Source organism: Rhizomicrobium sp., from assembly GCA_037200045.1.
GTDB lineage: Bacteria > Pseudomonadota > Alphaproteobacteria > Micropepsales > Micropepsaceae > Rhizomicrobium.
Genome location: JBBCHM010000003.1, coordinates 20941 through 41766, shown reverse-complemented (window position 1 = coordinate 41766; position 20826 = coordinate 20941). Strand labels below are relative to the sequence as shown.

Annotated in this window: 21 protein-coding genes and 1 tRNA gene; 7 read left to right on the top strand and 15 right to left on the bottom strand. The window is 67.7% G+C overall.

The features are described from left to right. Positions 1-59: 59 nt before the first annotated feature. From hfq to WDM86_22780, 3 genes are read left to right on the top strand one after another with little or no spacing between them, the layout of a single operon-like run. Complete coding sequence (hfq, locus tag WDM86_22790; protein ID MEI9992844.1) at positions 60-311, top strand: RNA chaperone Hfq; 252 nt, start codon at positions 60-62, stop codon at positions 309-311. Between the two features lie 38 nt (positions 312-349). Then, complete coding sequence (gene hflX, locus WDM86_22785; GenBank protein ID MEI9992843.1) at positions 350-1642, top strand: GTPase HflX; 1293 nt, start codon at positions 350-352, stop codon at positions 1640-1642. A 54-nt stretch (positions 1643-1696) separates the two neighbouring features. Further along, positions 1697-2308 (top strand): hypothetical protein, encoded by a 612-nt coding sequence (locus WDM86_22780; GenBank protein MEI9992842.1) that lies wholly within the window; start codon positions 1697-1699, stop codon positions 2306-2308. Here WDM86_22780 and mazG read toward each other — a convergent pair. From mazG to WDM86_22760, 4 genes are all read right to left on the bottom strand, one after another. Next, on the bottom strand, positions 2301-3101 hold the full coding sequence (mazG, locus tag WDM86_22775; protein ID MEI9992841.1) for a nucleoside triphosphate pyrophosphohydrolase: 801 nt from the start codon (positions 3099-3101) through the stop codon (positions 2301-2303). The two genes, WDM86_22780 and mazG, sit on opposite strands and share 8 nt — an antisense overlap. 57 nt (positions 3102-3158) lie before the next feature. Continuing rightward, on the bottom strand, positions 3159-3950 hold the full coding sequence (locus tag WDM86_22770) for a MerR family transcriptional regulator (GenBank protein MEI9992840.1): 792 nt from the start codon (positions 3948-3950) through the stop codon (positions 3159-3161). Positions 3951-4106: 156 nt separating this feature from the next. Further along, entirely contained in the window at positions 4107-4334 is a 228-nt protein-coding gene (locus tag WDM86_22765; GenBank protein ID MEI9992839.1) for a hypothetical protein, read from the bottom strand. After that, positions 4331-4909 carry a hypothetical protein gene (locus WDM86_22760; GenBank protein ID MEI9992838.1) on the bottom strand — a complete coding sequence of 193 codons (579 nt, stop codon included), beginning with the start codon at positions 4907-4909 and terminating at the stop codon, positions 4331-4333. The genes WDM86_22765 and WDM86_22760 overlap by 4 nt, the downstream gene beginning before the upstream one ends. Before the next feature lie 204 nt (positions 4910-5113). Between WDM86_22760 and WDM86_22755 the strand changes: the two genes are divergently transcribed. Continuing rightward, positions 5114-5686, top strand: coding sequence for a Panacea domain-containing protein (locus WDM86_22755; protein MEI9992837.1), 573 nt, complete (start codon positions 5114-5116; stop codon positions 5684-5686). Between the two features lie 20 nt (positions 5687-5706). Continuing rightward, a complete protein-coding gene (locus WDM86_22750; GenBank protein MEI9992836.1) occupies positions 5707-6066 on the top strand; it encodes a hypothetical protein in 360 nt (119 codons plus the stop codon). 20 nt (positions 6067-6086) lie between these two features. Here WDM86_22750 and WDM86_22745 read toward each other — a convergent pair whose 3' ends face one another. From WDM86_22745 to WDM86_22715, 7 genes are all read right to left on the bottom strand, one after another. Then, positions 6087-6902: an MBL fold metallo-hydrolase gene (locus tag WDM86_22745; protein MEI9992835.1), complete on the bottom strand. Its 816-nt coding sequence runs from the start codon at positions 6900-6902 to the stop codon at positions 6087-6089. Further along, positions 6899-7681 (bottom strand): TatD family hydrolase, encoded by a 783-nt coding sequence (locus WDM86_22740; protein ID MEI9992834.1) that lies wholly within the window; start codon positions 7679-7681, stop codon positions 6899-6901. The genes WDM86_22745 and WDM86_22740 overlap by 4 nt, the downstream gene beginning before the upstream one ends. 2 nt (positions 7682-7683) lie before the next feature. Beyond that, positions 7684-8745: a DNA polymerase III subunit delta' gene (locus WDM86_22735; protein ID MEI9992833.1), complete on the bottom strand. Its 1062-nt coding sequence runs from the start codon at positions 8743-8745 to the stop codon at positions 7684-7686. Positions 8746-8896: 151 nt separating this feature from the next. Continuing rightward, positions 8897-9526 (bottom strand): dTMP kinase, encoded by a 630-nt coding sequence (gene tmk / locus WDM86_22730; GenBank protein ID MEI9992832.1) that lies wholly within the window; start codon positions 9524-9526, stop codon positions 8897-8899. Beyond that, positions 9523-10653 carry a D-alanyl-D-alanine carboxypeptidase family protein gene (locus WDM86_22725; GenBank protein ID MEI9992831.1) on the bottom strand — a complete coding sequence of 377 codons (1131 nt, stop codon included), beginning with the start codon at positions 10651-10653 and terminating at the stop codon, positions 9523-9525. The genes tmk and WDM86_22725 overlap by 4 nt, the downstream gene beginning before the upstream one ends. A 20-nt stretch (positions 10654-10673) precedes the next feature. Further along, positions 10674-11603, bottom strand: a complete 930-nt coding sequence (locus WDM86_22720; GenBank protein ID MEI9992830.1) for a septal ring lytic transglycosylase RlpA family protein — start codon at positions 11601-11603, stop codon at positions 10674-10676. Positions 11604-11759: 156 nt separating this feature from the next. Next, a tRNA-Ser gene (locus tag WDM86_22715) sits at positions 11760-11849 on the bottom strand. 185 nt (positions 11850-12034) lie between these two features. Here WDM86_22715 and WDM86_22710 point away from each other — a divergent pair. Together WDM86_22710 and WDM86_22705 are read left to right on the top strand one after the other, a co-directional pair. Continuing rightward, positions 12035-13876 carry a beta-propeller domain-containing protein gene (locus WDM86_22710; protein MEI9992829.1) on the top strand — a complete coding sequence of 614 codons (1842 nt, stop codon included), beginning with the start codon at positions 12035-12037 and terminating at the stop codon, positions 13874-13876. 15 nt (positions 13877-13891) lie between these two features. Next, complete coding sequence (locus tag WDM86_22705) at positions 13892-15160, top strand: dipeptidase (protein MEI9992828.1); 1269 nt, start codon at positions 13892-13894, stop codon at positions 15158-15160. A gap of 196 nt (positions 15161-15356) precedes the next feature. Here WDM86_22705 and WDM86_22700 read toward each other — a convergent pair whose 3' ends face one another. From WDM86_22700 to WDM86_22685, 4 genes are all read right to left on the bottom strand, one after another. Next, the gene (locus WDM86_22700; protein MEI9992827.1) at positions 15357-16232 is read right to left on the bottom strand and encodes a polysaccharide deacetylase family protein; all 876 of its coding nucleotides are present in this window, start codon (positions 16230-16232) and stop codon (positions 15357-15359) included. Positions 16233-16323: 91 nt separating this feature from the next. Then, the gene (locus tag WDM86_22695) at positions 16324-18546 is read right to left on the bottom strand and encodes a molybdopterin cofactor-binding domain-containing protein (GenBank protein MEI9992826.1); all 2223 of its coding nucleotides are present in this window, start codon (positions 18544-18546) and stop codon (positions 16324-16326) included. Between the two features lie 4 nt (positions 18547-18550). After that, positions 18551-19006: a (2Fe-2S)-binding protein gene (locus tag WDM86_22690; protein ID MEI9992825.1), complete on the bottom strand. Its 456-nt coding sequence runs from the start codon at positions 19004-19006 to the stop codon at positions 18551-18553. 7 nt (positions 19007-19013) lie between these two features. Then, positions 19014-20816 carry a CapA family protein gene (locus tag WDM86_22685; GenBank protein ID MEI9992824.1) on the bottom strand — a complete coding sequence of 601 codons (1803 nt, stop codon included), beginning with the start codon at positions 20814-20816 and terminating at the stop codon, positions 19014-19016. Between the last annotated feature and the right edge of the window lie 10 nt (positions 20817-20826).

Here is a 20826-nt window from a genome sequence, read left to right as displayed (position 1 = left end):
GGCCTATGCTAGCGCAAGTGCTTCGCAGGGGCGCGGCGCACAATCACTTGGAATCCCCGATGAGCGAAAAACAACAAAATCTGCAAGACACGTTCTTGAATGCAGTCCGAAAAAGCAAATCGGCCGTTACGATCTTTCTGGTCAACGGCGTAAAGCTTCAGGGGAACATCACGTGGTTCGACAATTTCTGCGTTCTTCTGCGCCGGGACGGCCAGGCGCAGCTCGTCTACAAGCACGCGATCTCGACCGTCATGCCGCTGGGACCGATCCAGCTGCAGGAGGAGACGGCGGCCGAGAAGGAAAACGCATAAGCCGTAAACAATCCGGATTCGACGATGCGCGCGACAGCGTGCGCACCGCCTTTGTCATTCATGTCGAGCCGAAAGCGCGCGCCGCCGGTGCACGCCTCGATCGCGACGCGCAGGCGCGTCTCGAAGAGGCGATCGGCCTGACGGCGGCGATCGGGCTTCATGTCGTTGAGAGCTTGATCGTGCCGCTGGTGCGGCCGACGCCGGCGACGCTGATCGGCAGCGGCAAGGTCGAGGAGATCGCGGGGCAGGCGAAAGCGCTTGAGCCGGAAGTGATCATCGTCAACGCCCAATTGTCGCCGGTACAGCAGCGCAATCTGGAAAAGGCCTGGAGCACGAAGGTCCTCGACCGCACCGCGCTGATCCTCGAGATCTTCGGCGAGCGGGCGCGCACCCATGAGGGCCGGCTGCAGGTCGAACTGGCGCATCTGAGCTATCAGCGTTCGCGGCTGGTCCGGTCGTGGACCCATTTGGAGCGGCAGCGCGGCGGCTTCGGCTTTCTCGGCGGTCCTGGCGAAAGCCAGATCGAGACCGACCGGCGGCTGATCAACGACCGCATCGTCCGCATCAAGAAGGATCTCGAAAGCGTCAAGCGGACGCGCGGACTGCAGCGCCAGGCGCGCAAGCGCGTGCCTTATCCGGTGATCGCGCTGGTCGGCTACACCAATGCCGGCAAGTCGACGCTGTTCAACAAGCTGACCTCCGCCGACGTTCTCGCCAAGGACCTCTTGTTCGCGACGCTCGATCCGACCATGCGCGGCCTGAAGCTGCCGAACGGGACGCGGGCCGTGCTGTCCGACACGGTGGGCTTCATCGCCGACCTGCCGACCGAGCTGATCGCCGCCTTCCGCGCCACGCTGGAAGAGGTGCTGGAGGCCGATGTGATCGTCCATGTCCGCGATGCCAGCCATGCCGAGAGCGCCGCCCAGAAGGCCGACGTGCTGAAGGTCCTGGCCGACCTCGGGGTCGAGACCGATGGCGAACGCCCCTTCATCGAAGTCCTCAACAAGATCGACCGGATCGAGCCGGACGTGCGCGCCGGCCTCTTGGCCGGCAACGCGCGGGCCGGCGGACCGGTCGCGGTGTCGGCGCTGACGGGCGATGGCCTCGACCAGCTTTTGCGCCGGTTCGAGAGCGAGGTGACACATGCCAACATCCAGTATCGCCTGACGCTGCCGCACGCCGATGGCGAGGGACTGGCCTGGGCCTATCGCCATGCCCAGGTGCGCGAGCGGCGTGAAGCCAAGTCCGGCGTCGAGCTTCTGCTCACAATCCCTCCACAGGAGACGGCCCGCTTCGAAGCGCGCTTCGGGAAGAATTTGTCGACAGAGTAGGGCGTTAGGGTGTGGACTTCGTGTGAATAACCGTGCGCATCGAGGGCACGCACAATGGGGATGAAACGGTGCATCGTGCTGGTCGTGCTGCTTGCCGGCGGCCAAGCCCAGGCCGGGCCGCGCGACGATGTCGTCGACGTTCTGGCCAAGTGCACGGATGTGACCGACCGGGAAGCCCGGATCGAATGCTACGACCGGGCCGCGCCGCAGCTTCGGGCCGCGGCCGGTCTGCCGCCCGTGGGTCAGGTGCCAACACAGACGCCGCTGCCGGTCCAGACCGAAGCAGCACCCCAGCAAGCTGCGCCGCCGCCTCCGGAGGCTTCGCCGCCACCGCCACAGGAAGGATCGTTCCTCGGTTCCCTCGATCCGTTCGGCGCGGACGCGCCGGCGGCGCCACTTCCGGCCCAGATGGCCTATCAGCCGATCGGGCAGGAGATCCTTCCGCTCACCATCGGCGTGACCGACTATGACGTCGTCCCGGGCGGGCCGTTCACGGTGACGCTGGCCAACGGCCAGGTTTGGCGCGAGCGCAACGGCCATTCCGAAACCCCGCCCTTCAAGTCCGACGGCAGGAATTACGTGCGGATCGAGCACGGACTGATCGGCGGCTACGACCTCTACCTCGTGGGCTATGGCAGGCTCTACAAGGTGATGAGGGTCAAGTGACGCTTTCGGTCTTGGCCCGCTGCCAGAGCGCCTCCATCTCGGCGAGCGTCGCCTCCTTCGGCGTTCGGCCCTGGCGGGTGAGTTCCGCCTCGATCCAGCGGAAGCGGCGGGTGACCTTGGAATTCGTTGTCCGCAGAGCGGCTTCCGGGTCGACCTTCAGATGCCGCGCCAGATTGGCAACGACGAAGAGCAGATCGCCGACCTCGCCTGCGATCTCGGCCTGCGATGCGCCGGCGGCCTGGGCCTCGACGATCTCCGCCGCTTCCTCGGCCACCTTGTCGAGGACAAGCTTGGCGGAATTCCAATCGAACCCGACGCTTGAGAGGCGTTTTTGAAGCTTCTCCGCACGGACCAGCGCGGGTAAAGCGAGCGGAACATTGTCCAGCACGCCGGCCGGGCCCTCGGCGCCGCGCTCGGCCGCCTTCAGCGTCTCCCAGGCGGCGGTCTGCGCCCGGGAATCCGCCGGCACATCCGCGTCGCCGAAGACATGCGGATGGCGGCGGATCATCTTGGTGGTGATCGCCTCGACCACGTCGCCGAAGGCGAACAGTCCGCGCTCCTCGGCCATCCTGGCGTGGAACACGACCTGGAAGAGCAGGTCGCCGAGCTCGTCCTTCAGGCCGGCCCAGTCCTTGTCCTCGATCGCCGCCGAGACCTCATAGGCTTCCTCGATGGTGTAGGGCGCGATGGTCTCGAAGGTCTGCTCGACGTCCCACGGGCAGCCGCCCTCGGGCGCGCGCAGGCGGCGCATGATGTCGAGGAGGGCGGCGAGGTCCTTGCTGGGCGCGGTCATGCCGCTTGATAGCGCATCCGGCGCGGTCGCGGGCCCCACGGCCGGCCGGATTCACAGCTAAAGATCGCCTCGGCCGCCCTCGGCCTTGAGGGCGGCCATGGCCTTGCCGACGAAGTCCCACAGCGCCGGATCCATCGGCAGCTTTGCCTGGGCGTCGGGATCGGCCATCGCGTCCTTCCAGACCTTCGCCGCGCGCTCGCCCAAAGCGGGATCGCCCTGGGTGAATTGCCGTGTCAGCGCCGCCCAGCGCCGCGCCAGATCGGCCGCCGCGGGCGAGGCCGGATCGCCTTGGGCCATCAGGCCGCGGGCTTCGGCGAACAATCCGTCCCATTGCCGGGCTATAGCGTCGGGATCGTGGTCGCCGGCGCGGGCCTTGAGGGCTTCGAGATCGCCGGGTTCGTAGTGCTTGGCGATCAACGGATCGAAAATCGCGTTCATGTCGTCCTTGCCGGGTTTGGCCGTCATCGTCGTCTCCGTGGTCAAAGTTGCGAGATCGTCGATGGTGAGCGCCTCGTTCCGCGCGAGCTTGGCCCGCGCCGCGCGGACCAGGCCGAGGGCGAGGGCGGTCTTTTCCGCCTCCCGCGCCAGCGCCTGTTCCTGGAGCGCCAGGACAAGGTCCAGCCCGACGCCGCGGCCCGACATCAAGCCGGCAATGCGCGCCAGCGGCAGACCGAGCCGCTTGAGCGCGATCACCCGATGCAGGACCGAAAGTTCGGCCGGACCGTAGACCCGCCAGCCGGCCGCGGTCCGCCTGGGCGCCATGAGTTTATGCTGCTCGTAGAGCCGAAGCGCCTTGACGGTGACGCCGAGCCGCCGGGCGGTTTCGGACGGACTGAGATCGCGGTCCATGAAACGAAGACACTCACATCGACGGCGCCGGGGTGTAGGGGCGGACCCAGGGGACGGCGCAAGGGCTTTGGGCTGCTATTCGGTTTATCGTATAAGTAATATTATGGGAAATTATAGATATGGCGCATTGGCTGTTGTCGTCGTTGGGCCTCGCAGTTACGAGCTATCCGCTGCGCAGACGCCCGCCACGAGCGCCTCGATCTTTGCGATCTCGTCCTTCAGCGCCGCCTTCGCCGCTCGCATCGCCTCCGAATACCGCCCGTGGCGGCGGCGGTTCTGGTTGCCGGGTTGGGCGCCGCGCCCGCGCGGTGATGGCAGCTTCGGCGGGTGCTGGCGCGGGCGGCCGCGCTTGCGGGGCTCGGAGCAGGGCGAGGCCTGGGTCATTTTCCGCTATTCGAACCCCCGAAATTTTGAGGGGTGTCCCCCTCCCCTTCGGCACCCTGCCCCTCGATGCCCTGCCGCGCGACAGTCCGGTCCACGGCACTGTCCCGGCCGATGCTTGCCTCCCCAGCGTCGTCCGGCACGCCGTCGTCCGCGTCGTCTTCCTCCGGATCGGGATACAGCACCGGCCAGTCGTCGCCGTCCTTCATGCCGTGCGCCTTCATCCAGGTCTCGACGATCTGCTGGGTGCGGTCGGCGCGTTGGAGGCTCTCGACCGGTCTTTGCGGCGTTACGGCGCGCGGGCGGGGCGGCCCGATGCGGGCCGGCGGTGCGTGAACCTCCGTCCGGCAGATGGTCACGTTGCTGGTGTGCTCGCCCTTGAGCTTGGCCAGCGCCATGCCGACCTTGGCGCTCACCTTCATGAAGGCGATGGCCCGGTTATAGGCAAGGTCCTGACCGGCATCATCTTCTTTTCGGCTGATGGATTGGGCCAGTTCGAGGCTCTTGCGCGCGGTCTCCTGCGCGGATTCCAGCACGGCTTCCAGGGCCGCAACGCCGCGGGGAGTGTGGTTCGTCATCGTCTCTCCGTCCCAAAACCTGTCCGGAACAAAACTAGAACAAGATTGTAGGGAAGGGCAAGTGCAATCTGTGCGGGCGGTCAAATCGGTACCATCCGCCACGCTTTCAAACGGGACGGCGCAGAGCTTAACTCCCCGGAGCGTCGGAATCGTGCGATATTTCCGCAGCGCACGTCCTCGCCCCTAGCTGCGCCGGTGAACTCGATGAAAGCCAACCCCGACAAGTTTCCGACCCTTAAAGTCGACAAACGGAAGGTCGTCGAAAGCATCCTCTATATTCTGGAGAATTTCGTCGGGTTTTCACAGTACGATATCGTGAAATCGGTGTTTCTGGCGGACAAGTCCCACCTTGTGCGGTACGGACGCCCGGTCACCTTCGATACCTACTACGCGCTGAAGGATGGGCCGGTGCCGTCATTCACCTATGACGCGTTGAAACCGACTTTCGATTTCAAGAAGGAGTTCGGTGAGGAGCGTCCATGGATTTCCGTGCCGGACCGCGATAACCCGAAAATCCAGAAGTTCATAGGCGCACGCCGAAAGGCAAACAAACAACTTCTGTCGGAGACCGACATGGAGCTGCTCAACGAAGCCGCAGGAACGGTGCAGTTGCTCGACTTCAGTCAGATACGGCGCTTAACGCATCAAGACCCGGCTTATGAAGAGGCTTGGAAGCGTCGCGGTGATGCCGAGCGCGCACAGATCAAGATGCAGCTTCTCGGCGCCAATGACGAGCAGGTCGAGAACTTGATCTACATCTCTCGCCATAGCGTGTGATGTTCGGCGTTGGGGACGTCGTGGGCTTCTGGACTGAAGATGTCGTGAATCCGGGCGACGACGGCGGAAGCTTCAAATACCATCTTTGCGTCGACGCCCATGCTGGGTTGCATCTATTCGTTTGCAGCGATGGCTATCCATTCGATTTCGAACTCCCAAGGCATCGTTGCCCCGGCCTCTCGCGTGAAATGAGCTATATCTCGCTGTCGCGGGTCATCCAAAGAAGAGATCTGCCCAGAAAACACAAGATGGCTTGTCGGGTTTCCGACGAATTCCTGCGGGAACTCCTCGACTATATTCCAAAGGCCAAATCGCTACCGGCACAGGACAAGCTGGCAGTCACCATCGGAATTGCCGCGCATCTCAACATGGCATCCTGACGCCCGCACAGCAGGTGTCCTTACGCAATCGTCACCACCATCCCGTCATAGGCCGGCTCGATGCCCGGCGGCAGTTCGGCGGCCAGCGTCGCGTAGTCGAGGTCGACATGCATGTTGGTCAGGATGGCGCGGCGCGGCTTCACGCGGGCGATCCATTCCAGCGTGCGCGCGACATGGGCGTGGCTGGGATGCGGCGTGTAGCGCAGCGCGTCGACGATCCAGCACTCCACGCCGTCGAGCGCGGCGAAGGCCGCGTCGTCCAGCGCGTCGACGTCGCTCGAATAGGCGATCGGCCCGAACCGGAAACCGAGGCTGCGGATGCGGCCATGGCCCTGGTGGAAGGCGAGCACCGGGACCGGACCGCCCTTCCCTTCGATCGCGAACGGCGTGAAAGGCTCGGCGATCTGGATGGCGTTGAGGATCGGCGGATAGTCGCTGCCGGCCGGCTGCACGAAGCAATAGCCGAACCGCGCCAGCACGCCCTCATAGGCGATCGCGTCCGCGTAGACGTCGACACGCCGGCGCATGTTCAGCGCCACCATGCGCAGATCGTCCAGGCCGTGGAGCTGGTCGGCATGGTCGTGGGTGATGAGGACGCCGTCGAGCGTGGAGACATGGGCGTCGATCAACTGCTCGCGCATGTCGGGCGCGGTGTCGACCAGGACCCGCGTGGCGCCGGCGGCGGCGGTGCGCGTCACTAGGATGGAACAGCGGCGGCGGCGGTTCTTCGGGTTGGCCGGATCGCAGGCGCCCCAGAAGCCCGCGCCGTCCGCGCCCCCGATGCGCGGCACGCCGCCGGAGGAGCCGCAGCCGAGGATGGTGACGCGGAGGGTCATCCCGGCCTCCGCACCTTGGTGAACAGGCGGAAGAAGTTGTCCGTCGTCGCGGCGGCCAGCGCGTCGGCGCTCACGCCTTTGAGCCCAGCCAGCAGCGCCGCCGTGTTCACGACGAAGGCCGGTTCGTTGCGCTTGCCGCGAAAGGGAATGGGCGCGAGGAAGGGGGCATCGGTCTCGACCAGCAGGCGCTCCAGCGGCACGGTCTTGAGGACGGCGCGCAAGTCGTCGGACTTCTTGAACGTCGCGATGCCGGAGACCGAGATGAACATCCCGAGTTCGACCGCCGCGTCGGCCAGGCGCTGCGTGCCGGTGAAGCAGTGGATCAGGCCGGTGAAGGGCTTGGCCGCCATTTCCTCGCGCAGCACCGCGATGGTCTCGTCGTCGGCGTCGCGGGTGTGGACGATGACGGGAAGCCCGGTCCGCCGCGCGGCGTCGATATGCTCACGGAAATTCGCGACCTGTTCGGCGCGCGGGCTGTGCTCGTAGAAATAGTCGAGGCCGGTCTCGCCGATGCCGACCACTTTGGGATGGCGCGCCGCTTCGATCAGCGGGCCCGGACCGTCGAGCAGCTCGTCCTTGGCTTCGTGCGGATGCACGCCGACGGAGCACCACACATCGTCGAAGCGTTCGGCCACCGCGCGCACGCCGGGGAATTTGGCCAGCGTGGTGCCGATGCTGACGCAGACCCCGACGCCCGCGTCCTTCGCCCGCGCCACGACCGCGTCGAGTTCGGCCGCGAATTCGGGGAAGTCGAGATGGCAATGGCTGTCGACGAGCATGGTCAGAGGGCCCCTGCCCGGCGGCGCGCCTGCGCCAGCTGCCCGGCGGCGCTCAGGAGCGTCTGGCGCGGCTCGAGATTGAGCGCGGCGGTGCGCGCGAAGGTGGCGTTCAGCCGGTTCAGGCATTCGACCCAGCGGTCGAGATGCACGCCGCCTTGCAGCGCACGGGCGCGGATGCGCGCCGTCAGCGCTTCGGCGAGGAATTCGCCGAAGCTCGCAAGCCCGTCGGTGACGCGGTAGAGCTTGTCGCCGAGCGCCAGGATCGCGGCGACGTCCGGCACCGCGGCGCGGTCGAGCAGGTTGTCGGCCTCGCGGGCGAGCGCCACGCTGTCGCCGCAGGCGAGGCGCAGCGCCATGCCGATCGAGCCGCCGGCCAGGCGCGCGAGCGCGGCGCGTTCGGCGGCGCCGGTGTTGGGCAGCAGCCGCTCCAGCTCGGCTTCCAGCAGCGCCGCGTCGAGCGGGCGCAGGTCGAGGCGCTGGCAGCGCGAGCGGATGGTCGGCAGCAGCCGGCCCGGTACATTGCTGAGCAGCAGCAGCATGGCGCGCGGCGGCGGCTCCTCCAGCATCTTGAGCAGCGCGTTGGCGGCGGCATCGTTCATGTCGTCGGCGGTGTCGACGATGGCGACGCGCCAGCCGCCGGCGCCCGAGGTCATGCCGAAGAAGCCGGAGAGCTTGCGCACGACGCCGACCGACAGATCGCTCATCAGCTTGCCGGACTCGTTGAGGCCGCGCTTGAGGACGAGAAGGCCCGGATGCGCGGCGACGGCGATCCGGATCGCATTGGCTTCGCGCTCGGGAACCGAAAGATCTTCGGGACCGTCCGCGGTCGCGCCATGGGCAAGGACGTAACGCGCGATGCGATAGGCGAGCGTCGCCTTGCCGATGCCCGGCGGACCGGTGATCAGCCAGGCGCCCGGCGGATGCCCGCCCCGGATCGCGCGCGCGGCGCGGGCCAAGGCGGCGTCCTGGCCGACGAGACGCAGCGTCTCGCGCGGGTGCGCGAAACCCTCGACGCGGTCGGTCTCGGGGATGTCTTCGGATTTGCTCTTCGCGCGCGGCGCCATGATCGATGATCCAAGCTACTTACCAACCATCCAAAATCCGTCATGGCCGGCCCTGTGCCGGCCATCCCTTAGCACGATCGGCGGAGGTGTTCATGGGTCGCCGGGACAAGCCCGGCGATGACGGCGGAAATAATGGGAATAGGTGCTCAATTCACAACTTGAACCGTCCCGCGACGGCCCGCCAGATCGCGGTGGCCAGCGCGTCCATATCGATGGCCGCATCGATCACGACGCAGCGCTCGGGGTCGCGGCGCGCGATGGCGAGGAAGGCCTGGCGCATGCGCTCATGGAAGGCGAGGTCGAAAGCCTCGAAGCGCATGTCCTTGGAGCGGCCGGCGGTGCGGGCCAGCCCGATCTCGACCGGGATGTCGAGGATCAGCGTCAGGTCGGGGCGGAAGCCGTCGAGCACCAGGGTTTCCATCCGGCGGATCGTCTCGCGCGCCAGGCCGTGGCCGGCGCCCTGATAGGCATAGGTGGAATCGGTAAAGCGGTCGCAGACGACCCATTTGCCGTCCGCCAGCGCCGGCTTGATCGTGCGCGCGACATGGTCGGATCGCGCGGCGAACATCAGCAGGCTCTCGGTCAACGCGTCCCAGCGCTTGGGATCGCCGTTGAGCACCAGCTTGCGGATGTCCTCGGCGCCCGGCGAACCGCCCGGCTCGCGCGTGGCGACGACGTCGACGCCGCGCTTTTCCAGCGCCGCGACCAGGCGCTTGATCTGGGTCGATTTGCCGGAGCCGTCGCCGCCTTCGAGCGTGACGAAACGCGCCCGCCGCTTCATTTGCCGCCGAACAGCGCGCGGATACCCTGGATCATGCGGCCGAAAATGCCGATCTGGTCGACCGGATGGGCGACATAAAGCGGAACGGTCAGGCCGGGAAAGTCCGGCGCGGTGACGACGAGCGTTCCGACCTGCTGGCCCTGCGCCAGGGGCGCCTTCAGCGGCGCGGTGTATTTCACCGAGACCTTCATGCCCGGCCGCGAGTCGACCTGGAGCGTGATCGCGACCGGCGCCTTCACGGTGAGCGGCACGGTCTTGTCGGCGCCGCCGAACACGTCCGCCGTCGCCACCGTGTCGCCGGGCTTGAACAAATCGTAGCGGCGGAATTCGCGAAAGCCGATCTCGATCAGGCGGGCGCCCTCGTCCGCCCGGTCCTTCTCCGAGGCGAGGCCGCTGACGACCAGGATGATGCGCTGTGCGCCGCGCCGCGCCGAGGCGACGAGGCCGTAGCCGGAGGCCGCGATATGGCCGGTCTTCAGGCCGTCGGCGCCAGGCGTGTTGAACAGCACGGGATTGCGGTTGGGCTGGTGGATGTTGCTCCAGATGAAGTCCTTCTCGCCGAAGAAGTGATAGAGCGCGGGATAATCGACGATGATGTGGCGCGCCAGCTTGGCGAGGTCGAAGGCGGACATCATCTGGCCCGCCGGCACGTCGAGACCATCGGGATTGACGAAATGCGACTGGTTGAGGCCGAGCTCGCGCGCCCGCTGGTTCATCATGCCGACGAAGCCTTCCACCGTGCCGCCGAGCGCTTCGGCCACGACGATGGTCGAGTCGTTGCCCGACACGACGATGATGCACTGGATGAGGTTCTCGACCGACATGCGGTCGCCGACATTGACGAAGCACTCCGAGCCGGAGCGCTCGCGCCACGCCCGCTCCGACACCGGGAAGGTGTCGGTGAGCTTCACGCGGCCGTCCTGGATCCGCTTGAACAGCATCTCGATGGTCATCAGTTTGCTCATCGAGGCCGGCGGCATCGGCGTGAAGGCGTCCTTGGCCCACAGCACCTGGCCCGTCTGCGCGTCCATCAGGATGGCGTGGTTTCCCGAAGTGGTGATCTCCGCCGCGGCGGGCGCGGCGGCGGCCAGCAGCAGGAACAGCGCGCCGAGCAGGCGATACCTCATATAGGCGACTCCGTTTGGAACTAGCGGTCGACGACGATTTGCGCGTCGTTACTACCAAGGCTCTCGACGCGGGCCAACGCGGAATCGGCCTCGCCCACATCGTCGAACGGCCCCAGCCGGACGCGGTAGAGCGTGCGCCCGTTCTGCACCACCGACGAGATCTGCAAGCCGCCGCCGACGCGGGCCTGCAGCCGCACGGCGTTCTGGTAGTTGCTGAAGGCGCCGGCCTGGACGTAGAGGTGGGTGACGCCGGGAACCGGAACCCGGCTGACGATGCCGGTCGGCTCGGTCACGACCGCGACATCGGCGCCGCGGATCGGCGGCGGCGGCGGAAGATCGGTGTTGGTGATCGGCGGCGCGACGGCGGTGCCCGGCACGGCGCCGAGCGCGGCGCTGGCGACCGCCCGGGTCGGCGCGGCGGGAACCGCGGAAGCGATTTCCGGCGGCGTCTCGTCCGGCGGCGGCCGCCCGCCCTGCAGGTCGGCGCGCCCGACGAAGGTCACGCGGACCCGCGCCGTGCCCTGCTGCTTGTAGCCCAGAAGATCGGCGGCGCGCTCCGACAGGTCGATGATGCGTCCCTTGGCGAAGGGGCCGCGGTCGTTGACGCGCACCACGATGGTCTTGCCGTTGTCGAGATTGGTGACGCGGACATTCACCGGCAGCGGCAGCGTGCGATGCGCGGCGGTCAGATCGCCGGCGGTGTAGACCTCGCCGTTCGCGGTGCGATGGCCGTAGAAGGTCGGGCCGTACCAGGAGGCGACGCCGGTCTCGTCATAGTCGGGCTGTTCCTTGGGGTAATACCAGGTGCCGTCGATCTGATAGGGCTGGCCGATCTTGTAGACGCCGGCATTGGGCGGGACGCTCACGCCGGGCTCCGGCGTGCTGGCGCAGGCAGCCGCCAGGACGGCCAGCGAAGCCACGGCGAGAAGCCGGCGCGCGTTGCGGATCATTGTCTCGAATCAAGCCGAAGGACGGCGGACACGATAGGCGAGGACCGGCCGGCGCTCAACGCCGCGAGCGCGGCGCGAGCATGAAGGCGACGTTGGGTTTTTAGATCGCTTGCGGAACGAATTCGGGAGTTCAGCTTGGCCCGCCACCCGAAGGGGTGGCGGATGGGGTGAGATTCGAACTCACGGTGACGTCGCCGCCACGCCGGTTTTCAAGACCGGTGCCTTAAACCGCTCGGCCACCCATCCGACTGGGATCGCTCGCTAACATGCTCGTGGGTGACGGTCCAGCAAGGACCGCAAGGGCGTCGCTCCGCACGCCTTCCGCCGCCCCATTTGTGCTTGAATTCCGGATTAGGTCCGGCGCAGGGTTCAATCCAGCCGGAAGCGTGGGGCCGATGCTGTTATCCAGTCGCGTGCGAAAAACAATTGCCATGGCGCTTCTCGCCGTCGGCCTGAGCGGAATTGCCTTTGCGGCGCAGGCCGCCGGCGCGCTCACCGCGTTCTCCTCCGAAGCGCAATTGCAGGGCTATCTCAAGCGGCTCAAACGGCCCCTGCCGCCGCCCCCTCCTCCGCCACCGGCGCCGCCGGCGCCGGGCTCGGCGATAGAATCCGTCATGGTCGCGACCGCGCCCGGCAGCATCACCAACAACCAGGAAACCGGCGTCGACGAGGGAGACATCGTCAAGCAGCACGGCGATACGCTGGTGATCCTTCGGCGCGGCCGGCTGTTCACCGTCTCGCTCGCCGGCGGCGCGATGAAGCCGGTGGATTCGATCGACGCCTATCCGCCCGGCCTCGACGCGCGCGGCGACTGGTACGACGAGATGCTGATCGCCAAGGACCGGATCGTCGTGATCGGCTACAGCTATGAGCGCGGCGGCACGCAGATCAACCGTTTCCACATCGACCCGGCGGGACACCTCGCCTTCGAGGACGCCTATCAGCTTCGGTCGAACGACTATTATTCGTCGCGCAATTACGCCTCGCGGATGATCGGCACGCGGCTGATCCTCTATTCGCCGCATTACCTGCCCTACGACGAGTCCCAAAGCCTTTCCGTGGTGCTGCCCGCGCTGCGCCGCTGGAACGGCAAGGGCGCGGCGCCCAGCTTCGAGCGGATCGGAACGGCGCACGAGATCTACCTGCCGCCGACGCTGCCGATCGACCTGATCGAGGCGATGCACACGGTGGTTTCCTGCGACACCGCCGCCCCGGTGCTGCGCTGCAAGGCGACCGGCGTGTTCGGGCCCGCGAACCGGACGTTCTATGTGTCGACGGACGCGGTCTATGTCTGGCTGTCGCCCTGGTGGGGAGACGAGAAACAGGACGGGCGCGCCGGGTCCCTGCTCTATCGCCTGCCGCTCGACGGCGGGGCGCCGCGGGCGGCGCGCGTGCGCGGCGCGCCGGTGGACCAGTTCGCCTTCCGCCAGGACGGCGCGATGCTGAACGTGCTGGTGCGCGAGGACGGCCGCGGCGACTGGATGTGGGCGCCGGAGCATTCGCGCGGCGCGGTCGCGCTGCTGCGGCTTCCGCTGTCGCTGTTCGGCGACGGCGGCGAGGCGGTGAGCGAACGGCATTATCGGGGCCTGCCGGCGAGCCGGGGCGGCTACGACTTCCACGACCGCTTCGTCGGCGACTATGTGCTCTATGGCGAGGGCAATGGCTGGGGCACGCCCGCGTCCTTCGACACCACGGTGATCGCCGCGCCGCTCCGTGGCGGCGAGGCGGCGGCGCTGACGCTGCCGCACGGCGTCGACCGGATCGAGGCGATGGGCGGCGACGCGGTGGTGATCGGCGGCGACGACAAGAACGTCTATTTCTCGGCCGTCGCGTTGGGCGGCCAGGCGCCGGTGCTCGGCGACCGCTATGTGCTGAAGGCCGCGGCGCAGGGCGAAACCCGCAGCCACGGGTTTTTCTTCAAGCCCGAAGGCGATCGGGGCGACGGTGTGCTCGGCTTGCCGGTCACCACCGCCGCCGATCCGGCTTACCGGCAATTGACCGACAGTTCCGCGGCCATGCTGTTCCTGCGGCGCAGCGGCGGAAAATTCGTCGGCCTGGGCGAACTCACGGCCAGCCTGAAGGGCGTCGCGGACGATGCCTGCGTCGCCTCCTGCACCGACTGGTACGGCAATGCGCGGCCGATCTTCCTGGGCGACCGTACCTTCGCGCTGATGGGCTATGAAATCGTGGAGGGCGCGATCGGGCGCGGCGATGTCCGCGAGACCGGCCGCGCGGTCTTCGCGCCGGCGCCCAAGCCGATGCCCGTGCGCTGAGAGGACAGGCCGAACATGCTCACCCGCAGGACGATGCTGGCAACGGGCGCGGCCCTCGCGGCGGCGCCCGCCATCGCCAAACCGCGGACCGGAGCGGACGCCGCCGCGCGGGCGCTGCACCAGAAGCTGGTCTGCCTCGACACCCATCTCGACACACCGGCGAATTTCGCGCGGCCCGGCTGGGACATCATGCAGCGCCATACGGCGGCGCAATTCAGCCAGGTCGATTATCCGCGCATGGTCGAAGGCGGGCTCGACGGCGGGTTCTTCGCGATCTACACGCCGCAGGGACCGCTGACACCGGACGGCATGATGGCGGCGCGCGACGCGGCGCTGCTGCGCGCCGCGGAGATCCGCGAGATGGTGGCGAAGAACGGCGCGCATTTCGAGCTCGCCTTCAAGCCGGGCGACGCCGCGCGCATCGCGGGCAAGGGCAAGCGGATCGTCTACCAGTCGATCGAGAATTCCTATCCGCTGGGGACCGACGTCACGCTGCTGCGCGGCTTCTATGCGCTCGGCGCTCGCATGGCGGGGCCGATCCATTTCAAGGACAACCAGCTCGGCGATTCCGCCACCGACAAGAGCCGCACCTGGAAGGGCCTGTCGCCGATGGGCCATGACTGGCTGGCGCTGTGCAACGAACTGGGCATCGTGCCCGACGCCTCGCATTCCTCCGACGACGTGTTCGACCAGATGGCAGCGGGCTCCAGGACGCCGGTCATCCTGTCGCATTCCGGCTGCCGCGCGGTGCACGACCATCCGCGCAACATCGACGACGCGCGGCTGAAGCGGCTCGCCGACATCGGCGGGGTCATCCAGATCAATTCGCTGAGCGCCTATCTGATCACCGTGCCGGACAATCCGGAGCGCGAGAAGGCGTTCGGCGCGATCTACGGCAAGCTGCGCGGGCTGGCCGACCTGTCGCCGGCCGATGCGCGGAAGGCGGTGGCGGAAGCCGGCGCCGCGATGAAGGCGCTGGGCGCGAAATATCCGCAGCCGCGCGCGACCTTCGACGACTACATGGCGCACATGCTGCACGCGCTGAAGCTGGTGGGGCCGGAGCATGTCGGCGTCGGCGCCGACTGGGACGGCGGCGGCGGCGTCACCGGCCTGGAGGATTGCGCCGACAATTGGAAGATCACCGCGCGGCTGCTCAAGGAAGGCTATCGCGAGGACGACCTGCGCAAGATATGGAGCGGCAATGTGCTGCGCGTGCTCCAGGCGGCGCAGGACGGCCGCGCCAAGCCGGCCGCCCCGCCGCCGCCGGCCGGAGGCGGTAAGTGAGCATCGCCGAAAGCGCGCTTGCCGGCCTGATGGGGCTGGCGGGGCGCGTGACGCCGGACTTCGTGAGCTTCGAGTCGGGCGCCCCTGCCCTCAAGGCGCGGTTTTAACCGAAGGCAAGATCAGGGCGTGGTCGCTCAGCCGCGACACCGGCTTCGGCCCGACGACCTATCTGCGCCCGCCGGGAATGACAGGCGCGCTACTTCACCTTCAGCGGCGGGGTGAAGTCAGCATAGCGCATCGGCTGGCGGGCGGCGTCGGCGACGGTCGCGTTGGCCGGCGGCGTCTCGTACTGCTTGTATTGCGGCACCTCGTCGAGGCGGGCGAAGCGGTAGCCTTCCTCGATCAGCGCCGGCACCACGGCCTCGACCAGCGCGCCGGACTGGCGGTGCACGCAATGCATCAGCACCACGCCGCCGTCGTGCCGGCGGATCTCGCGCAGATAGCCCTTGGCGCAGGTCTCCGCCGACCAGCCATGGTGCCAGCAGCTCCAGTCCGCCGCGCTCATCACATAGCCGTCGCCGGTCATCGAGATCTCGCCGCCATTCTCCCAATAGATCGGCCCCACATAGTTGCGCAGGATCGGATCGGCGTTGAGGATATCGGCATGCGCGGCGCGCCACGCGCCATAGGGCGCGCGGAAATAGAATTTGTCGGTCGGCTTCATCAGCGGCGCGATCAGGTCGTGCACGACACGAATCTGGCTGATGAGCCGTTCCGGATCGGCGTCGAAGCGCCGGTTCAGCAGCGGATGCGTCGCGCTGTGGTTGGCGAGCAGGTGCCCCTCGGCGGCGATGCGCGCCAGGATGTCGGGATAGCGCCGCGCCATCTCGCCGACGATGAAGAACGTCGCCTTCACGTTCAGCGCCTTCAGCGCGTCGAGCACCGCGGGCGTGTTGGCGTTGGGGCCGTCGTCGAAGGTGAGCGCCACGACATGGGCGTGGCGCAGGCCGGAATTGAAGATGTTCTTGGGCTGGAACAGCGCGATGCGGTCGTCGCCGGCCTGTTGCGCCGACGCCGTGCCGATCATCGCCGCGGCGAATGCCGCGCCGGCGATGAACCTCCAAAACCGCATCGCGCCCAACCCCTTGAACCGACCATGTCCTGATCCGGTACAACTCTAGAGGTCGGCGCCGACCGCAACAAGGCGGGCGCGGCAAACATGGCTAACGCGCGGCCAGGGCCAGGTTGTGGTTGCGAACCGGCAGGTCGCGGATGCGGATGCCGGTCGCCGCGAAAATGGCGTTGGCCAGGGCGGGCGCGACCGGCGGCACGCCCGGCTCTCCGCCGCCGCCCAGGGGCGCGTCGCTTTCGATCAGGTGGACCTCGATCTTCGGGCAATCGGCCAGCCGCACCATCTCATAGTCCGGGAAGTTCGCCTGGACGACGGCGCCCTGGTCGATGGTGATCTCGCCGTTCAGCGCGGCGGTGAGGCCGAAGACGATACCGCCTTCGATCTGCGCGGTCAGCCCGTCCGGGTTCACCGCCATGCCGGCATCGACGGCGGAGACGATGCGATCGACCTTGAGCGCGCCGCCGGGCCCGACCGTAATCTCCACGACATGGGCGACGATAGTCTGGAAGCACTCGAAGATCGCGATGCCCCGCGCGCGCCCCGGCGCCATCGGCGTGCCCCAGCCGGCCTTCTCGGCCACGGTGTCGAGAACCTTCAGATGCCGTGGCGCATTCGCGAGCAGCGCATGGCGGAATTCGAGCGGGTCCTTGCCGGCGGCGTGCGCCAATTCGTCGGCGAAGCTCTCGATAAAGAAGCCGTGCCACGACGCCTCGACGCTGCGCCACGGGCCGACCGGTACATGCGTCGCGACCTTCACCGTGCGGATCGCCTGATCGGGGACGCCGTAGACGATGTGCGCCTCGGTGTTCGCGCCCTCGTCGGTCGTGTAGTCGTTCAGCCAGGCGACGACGTTGCCCTTGCCGTCGAGCGCGCCCTTGAAACGGCTCGTGACATTGGGGCGATAGTAGTCGTGCTGCATGTCCTGGTCGCGGGTGTAGATCAGTTTGACCGGCGTGCCCGGCATCGCCACCGCGGTCTTCACCGCATGCTCGAGGAAATTGAAGAAGCCGGGAAGGCGCCGGCCGAAGCCGCCGCCCATCGGCATCAGGTGATAGGTCACCTTGTCGAGCGAAACGCCGGCCGTCCTGGCGCAGAAGGCGCGCGCGCCGAGGCCGTCCTGGGTGCCGGACCAAACTTCCAGCGCGCCGTCCTTCCACAGCGCCGTCGCGTTCATCGGCTCCATCGGGGCGTGCGCCAGGTACGGCACGGTATAGGTCGCCTCGACGACGCGGCTGCCCAGGAGGCCGCCGGCGCCGTTGCCCTTGGTGATGTCCTTCTTGAGGTCGTTGCCGGCGAGCGCGGCGGCGTGGCGCTTCGCAATTCCGGCCGATGTCACAACGCCGCTGCCGGCGGTGTCCCAGACCGGATCGAGCGCGGCGACCGCGTCGCGGGCGCGCCAGAAGCGGTCGGCGACGACGACGACGGCATCGTCCAATCGCACGACCTTCCCGACGCCGCGCGCCGCTTCGGCGGTGGCGCTATCGACCGATTTCAGCGTGCCGCCGAATACCGGCGATATCTTGATCGCGGCGTAGAGCATGCCGGGCTGTACGACATCGAGGCCGTAGGTCGTCGTGCCGTCGACCTTCCTGGGGATGTCGATGCGCGCGATGTTCCTGCCGACCAGGGTGTAGCGGCTCTTCGGCTTCAGCGACGGATGGGACGACGGCGTATAGGTCGCGGCGTCGGCGACCAGCGAACCGTAGCCGAGGCTGCGGCCGGAGGCGGCGTGAAACACCCGGTTCGCTTTCGTCGCGCAGGACAGCGGATCGACATTCCAGCGCGCGGCGGCGGCCTTGACCAGCATCTCGCGCGCCGCCGCGCCGGCGACGCGCATCCCGTAGACCCCGGTGAAGCGGACCGCCGAGGAGCCACCCGTCGTCTGCACGTTCACGTAAGCCGCCGCGGTGCGGAAGGCGTTGTCGACCACCCCGCGCAGGAAGGCCGGAACGGAATCGGGCGTGAGGCCCTGGCCTTCGAGGATGAAACCTTCCGCCAGCGCGCCGTTGGCGAACAGGGGATCGGGCGGCGCGGCCTCTATCCTGACCTTGCTCCAGTCGGCGTCGAGCTCTTCCGCCGCCATCTGCGACAGCGCGGTGTAGATGCCGGTGCCCATGTCGCAATGGGGTATGACGACGGTGACCGTGTCGTCGGCGGCGATCTTGATCCAGTTGGCGATGAAGCGCTCGTTCGGCTTGGCGGCGAGCGCGTCGGCCCGATCGAGCCGGTGGCTCGGCCATAAGGCATAGCCGACGACGAGAGCGCCGGTCGCGCCGAGGCCGCCGAGCAGGACCATGCGGCGCGTGCTGGCCATCGCGTCAGGCCTTCCGCGTCGCGAGCGCGCGCACCGCGCCCCGGATGCGCGGGTAGGTCCCGCAGCGGCAGATATTGGTGATCGCGGCGGCGAGATCGTCGTCGCTGGGCCGCGGATTGGTCTTGAGCAGCGCGCTGACCGCCATGATCATGCCCGACTGGCAATAGCCGCATTGCGGCACCTGATGATCGATCCAGGCCTGCTGCACCGGCGTGAGGCCGCCCGCGCTCAGGCCCTCGATGGTGGTGATCTCCGCATTCGCCACCGAACCCACCGGCGTGACGCAGCTGCGCTGCGCGTTGCCGTCGACATGCACGGTGCAGGCGCCGCACTGCGCGATGCCACAGCCGAATTTCGTACCGGTGAGGCCGAGCTCGTCGCGGATCACCCAGAGCAGCGGCGCATCGGGCTCGATGTCGAGTTCGTGCTCAATCCCGTTGACCTTGAGCTTGATCGTCACACGCGCCTCACGAACCGCCGCCGGTCGGACCGGTGGAGGCGATGTTGCGGTGGCCTTGCAGCAGCGCGGCCGTGGCGGGGAAATCGCTGCGCGTCAGGTACAGCATATAGCGCGACGCCTCGTCGAGCGGATCGAGATGCGGCACGCCGAGCCCGGCCTGCCGCGTCGAATGGATCGTGAAGCCGGCGATGGCGCCGTCGGGCGCGACCCAGGCCTCGAGCACCGGGCCGAGGCCGGATACGGCGTAGGTCTGCACGCCGGAATAGGTCCAGAAATTTCCCAGGCTGTAGGCGATGAGATGGCCGCGATAGACCTCGACGGCGCGCGGCACATGCGGGCCCTGCCCGATCACGATGTCGGCGCCGGCGTCGATCACGGTGTGGGCGAAGGCGGTGACGTTGCCGCGGTTCTCGCCGACGAAAGTTTCCGGCCCCGGCTTGACATGGACATAGGTCCAGCCCTCGCCGCCGCCATGGAAGGAGACCATGACGAGGTCGTGCGTCTTCTTCAGGTCGCGCACCAGCGCGGCGGCCCGCGTCAGGTCGTTGATGTTCAGCGTGCCGTTGTTGGGCGCGAAGGCGATCAGCGCGACGCGCTTGCCGCTCGGCAGCACCATCTCGCCGTCGCGGGCGCCGTCGCGGTCGAGCCCGCCATAGGCGATGCCGTTGGAGCGCAGCGCCGCCATCGTCGAGTCGCGGCCCGCTTCGCCATAATCGCCCGAATGGTTGTTGGCCAGGCTCACGACATCGACGCCGAGGCTGCGCAGCACGCCGGCATAGAAGGTCGGCCCGTGGAACGCGAAGCACTGGGCGCAATCCTTGCCGGTGCCCTGGCCGCCTTCGTAGAGCGGGCCTTCGAGATTGACGAAGGCGACATCGGCATGGCGGAAAATGCCGGCGAGGTCGGCCCCGACCAGCGTTGCAACGTCCACGCCGGGCTTGAGCGCCGGATTGAGGCCGGTCGAGATGCTCCCCATCATCACGTCGCCGGCGCCGACGATGTCGGTCAGCCGCGTATCGCCCGGCTTGTAGACCGAGGAAAGCCAGATCTGGTTTTCCGGATAGCGCACATCGGCGGCGCCGACGCCGGGCTGAAGCTTCAGCGGCGGCTGCGCATTGGCGGCAATTTGCGGCGAAGGCTTATCGGGCGCCGGCAGATAGACGATCTTCGGCGGCGGTGCGGGGACGATCACGGTCTTTGCCGGCGCGGGCACATAGACGATCTTCGGCGGCAGCGCCGGATCGTGCACGACCACGGTCTTCGGCGGCGACGGGATGTACACGACCTTCGTCGCGCCGCCGCCGGTGTAAGGCGCGATGCCGAGGCGCGCGAGGGCGGTGAGCGTCGCGGGACGGCGGTCGAGCGACGCCAGGTCGTTGGTCGAGGCGATGACCGCGGCGCAATGCGGCGCGTAGTCGGCCAGGATGCGGCAGAAGCCCATCGCGTCCGCCGGCCGGTTGAACGGGAAGAACAGGCTCTGGATGGTCAGCGGCGCGCTGCCGCGATTGCGCAAGACCAAAGCGCGCTTCCAGGGAAGGCCGTAAAACCGGTCGTCGAGTTCGTTCTTGAGGGCGGCAAGACTGGCATCGTCCGGCACATCGCCGATCGCGGCGCCGAGGATCGTGGCGCCCTCGCCTTCCACGGCTTGCGACGGCGGATCGAAATCGCCGGCGGCCAGCTTGGCGTCGTAACGGTAGACCAGCAAATGGACGACGATCAGCGCCAGCAGGGCAAGCGACAGCGGCACCAGCGCGGCGGTCATGAACCAGCCGAACTCGTCCCTGTGATCCCAGCCGTACCCACGCATCATCGAACGGATC

Excerpts from the sequence above, each read along its gene's own strand:
- WDM86_22720 (MEI9992830.1), bottom strand. The coding sequence starts at position 11,603 with ATGATCCGCAACGCGCGCCGGCTTCTCGCCGTGGCTTCGCTGGCCGTC.
- WDM86_22765 (MEI9992839.1), bottom strand. The coding sequence starts at position 4,334 with ATGACCCAGGCCTCGCCCTGCTCCGAGCCCCGCAAGCGCGGCCGCCCG.
- tmk (MEI9992832.1), bottom strand. The coding sequence starts at position 9,526 with ATGAAGCGGCGGGCGCGTTTCGTCACGCTCGAAGGCGGCGACGGCTCC.
- WDM86_22735 (MEI9992833.1), bottom strand. The coding sequence starts at position 8,745 with ATGGCGCCGCGCGCGAAGAGCAAATCCGAAGACATCCCCGAGACCGAC.
- WDM86_22770 (MEI9992840.1), bottom strand. The coding sequence starts at position 3,950 with ATGGACCGCGATCTCAGTCCGTCCGAAACCGCCCGGCGGCTCGGCGTC.
- WDM86_22780 (MEI9992842.1), top strand. The coding sequence starts at position 1,697 with ATGGGGATGAAACGGTGCATCGTGCTGGTCGTGCTGCTTGCCGGCGGC.
- WDM86_22725 (MEI9992831.1), bottom strand. The coding sequence starts at position 10,653 with ATGAGGTATCGCCTGCTCGGCGCGCTGTTCCTGCTGCTGGCCGCCGCC.
- WDM86_22685 (MEI9992824.1), bottom strand. The coding sequence starts at position 20,816 with ATGATGCGTGGGTACGGCTGGGATCACAGGGACGAGTTCGGCTGGTTC.
- WDM86_22700 (MEI9992827.1), bottom strand. The coding sequence starts at position 16,232 with ATGCGGTTTTGGAGGTTCATCGCCGGCGCGGCATTCGCCGCGGCGATG.
- WDM86_22705 (MEI9992828.1), top strand. The coding sequence starts at position 13,892 with ATGCTCACCCGCAGGACGATGCTGGCAACGGGCGCGGCCCTCGCGGCG.
- WDM86_22745 (MEI9992835.1), bottom strand. The coding sequence starts at position 6,902 with ATGACCCTCCGCGTCACCATCCTCGGCTGCGGCTCCTCCGGCGGCGTG.
- WDM86_22760 (MEI9992838.1), bottom strand. The coding sequence starts at position 4,909 with ATGACGAACCACACTCCCCGCGGCGTTGCGGCCCTGGAAGCCGTGCTG.
- WDM86_22710 (MEI9992829.1), top strand. The coding sequence starts at position 12,035 with ATGGCGCTTCTCGCCGTCGGCCTGAGCGGAATTGCCTTTGCGGCGCAG.
- WDM86_22695 (MEI9992826.1), bottom strand. The coding sequence starts at position 18,546 with ATGGCCAGCACGCGCCGCATGGTCCTGCTCGGCGGCCTCGGCGCGACC.
- WDM86_22755 (MEI9992837.1), top strand. The coding sequence starts at position 5,114 with ATGAAAGCCAACCCCGACAAGTTTCCGACCCTTAAAGTCGACAAACGG.
- WDM86_22740 (MEI9992834.1), bottom strand. The coding sequence starts at position 7,681 with ATGCTCGTCGACAGCCATTGCCATCTCGACTTCCCCGAATTCGCGGCC.
- mazG (MEI9992841.1), bottom strand. The coding sequence starts at position 3,101 with ATGACCGCGCCCAGCAAGGACCTCGCCGCCCTCCTCGACATCATGCGC.
- hfq (MEI9992844.1), top strand. The coding sequence starts at position 60 with ATGAGCGAAAAACAACAAAATCTGCAAGACACGTTCTTGAATGCAGTC.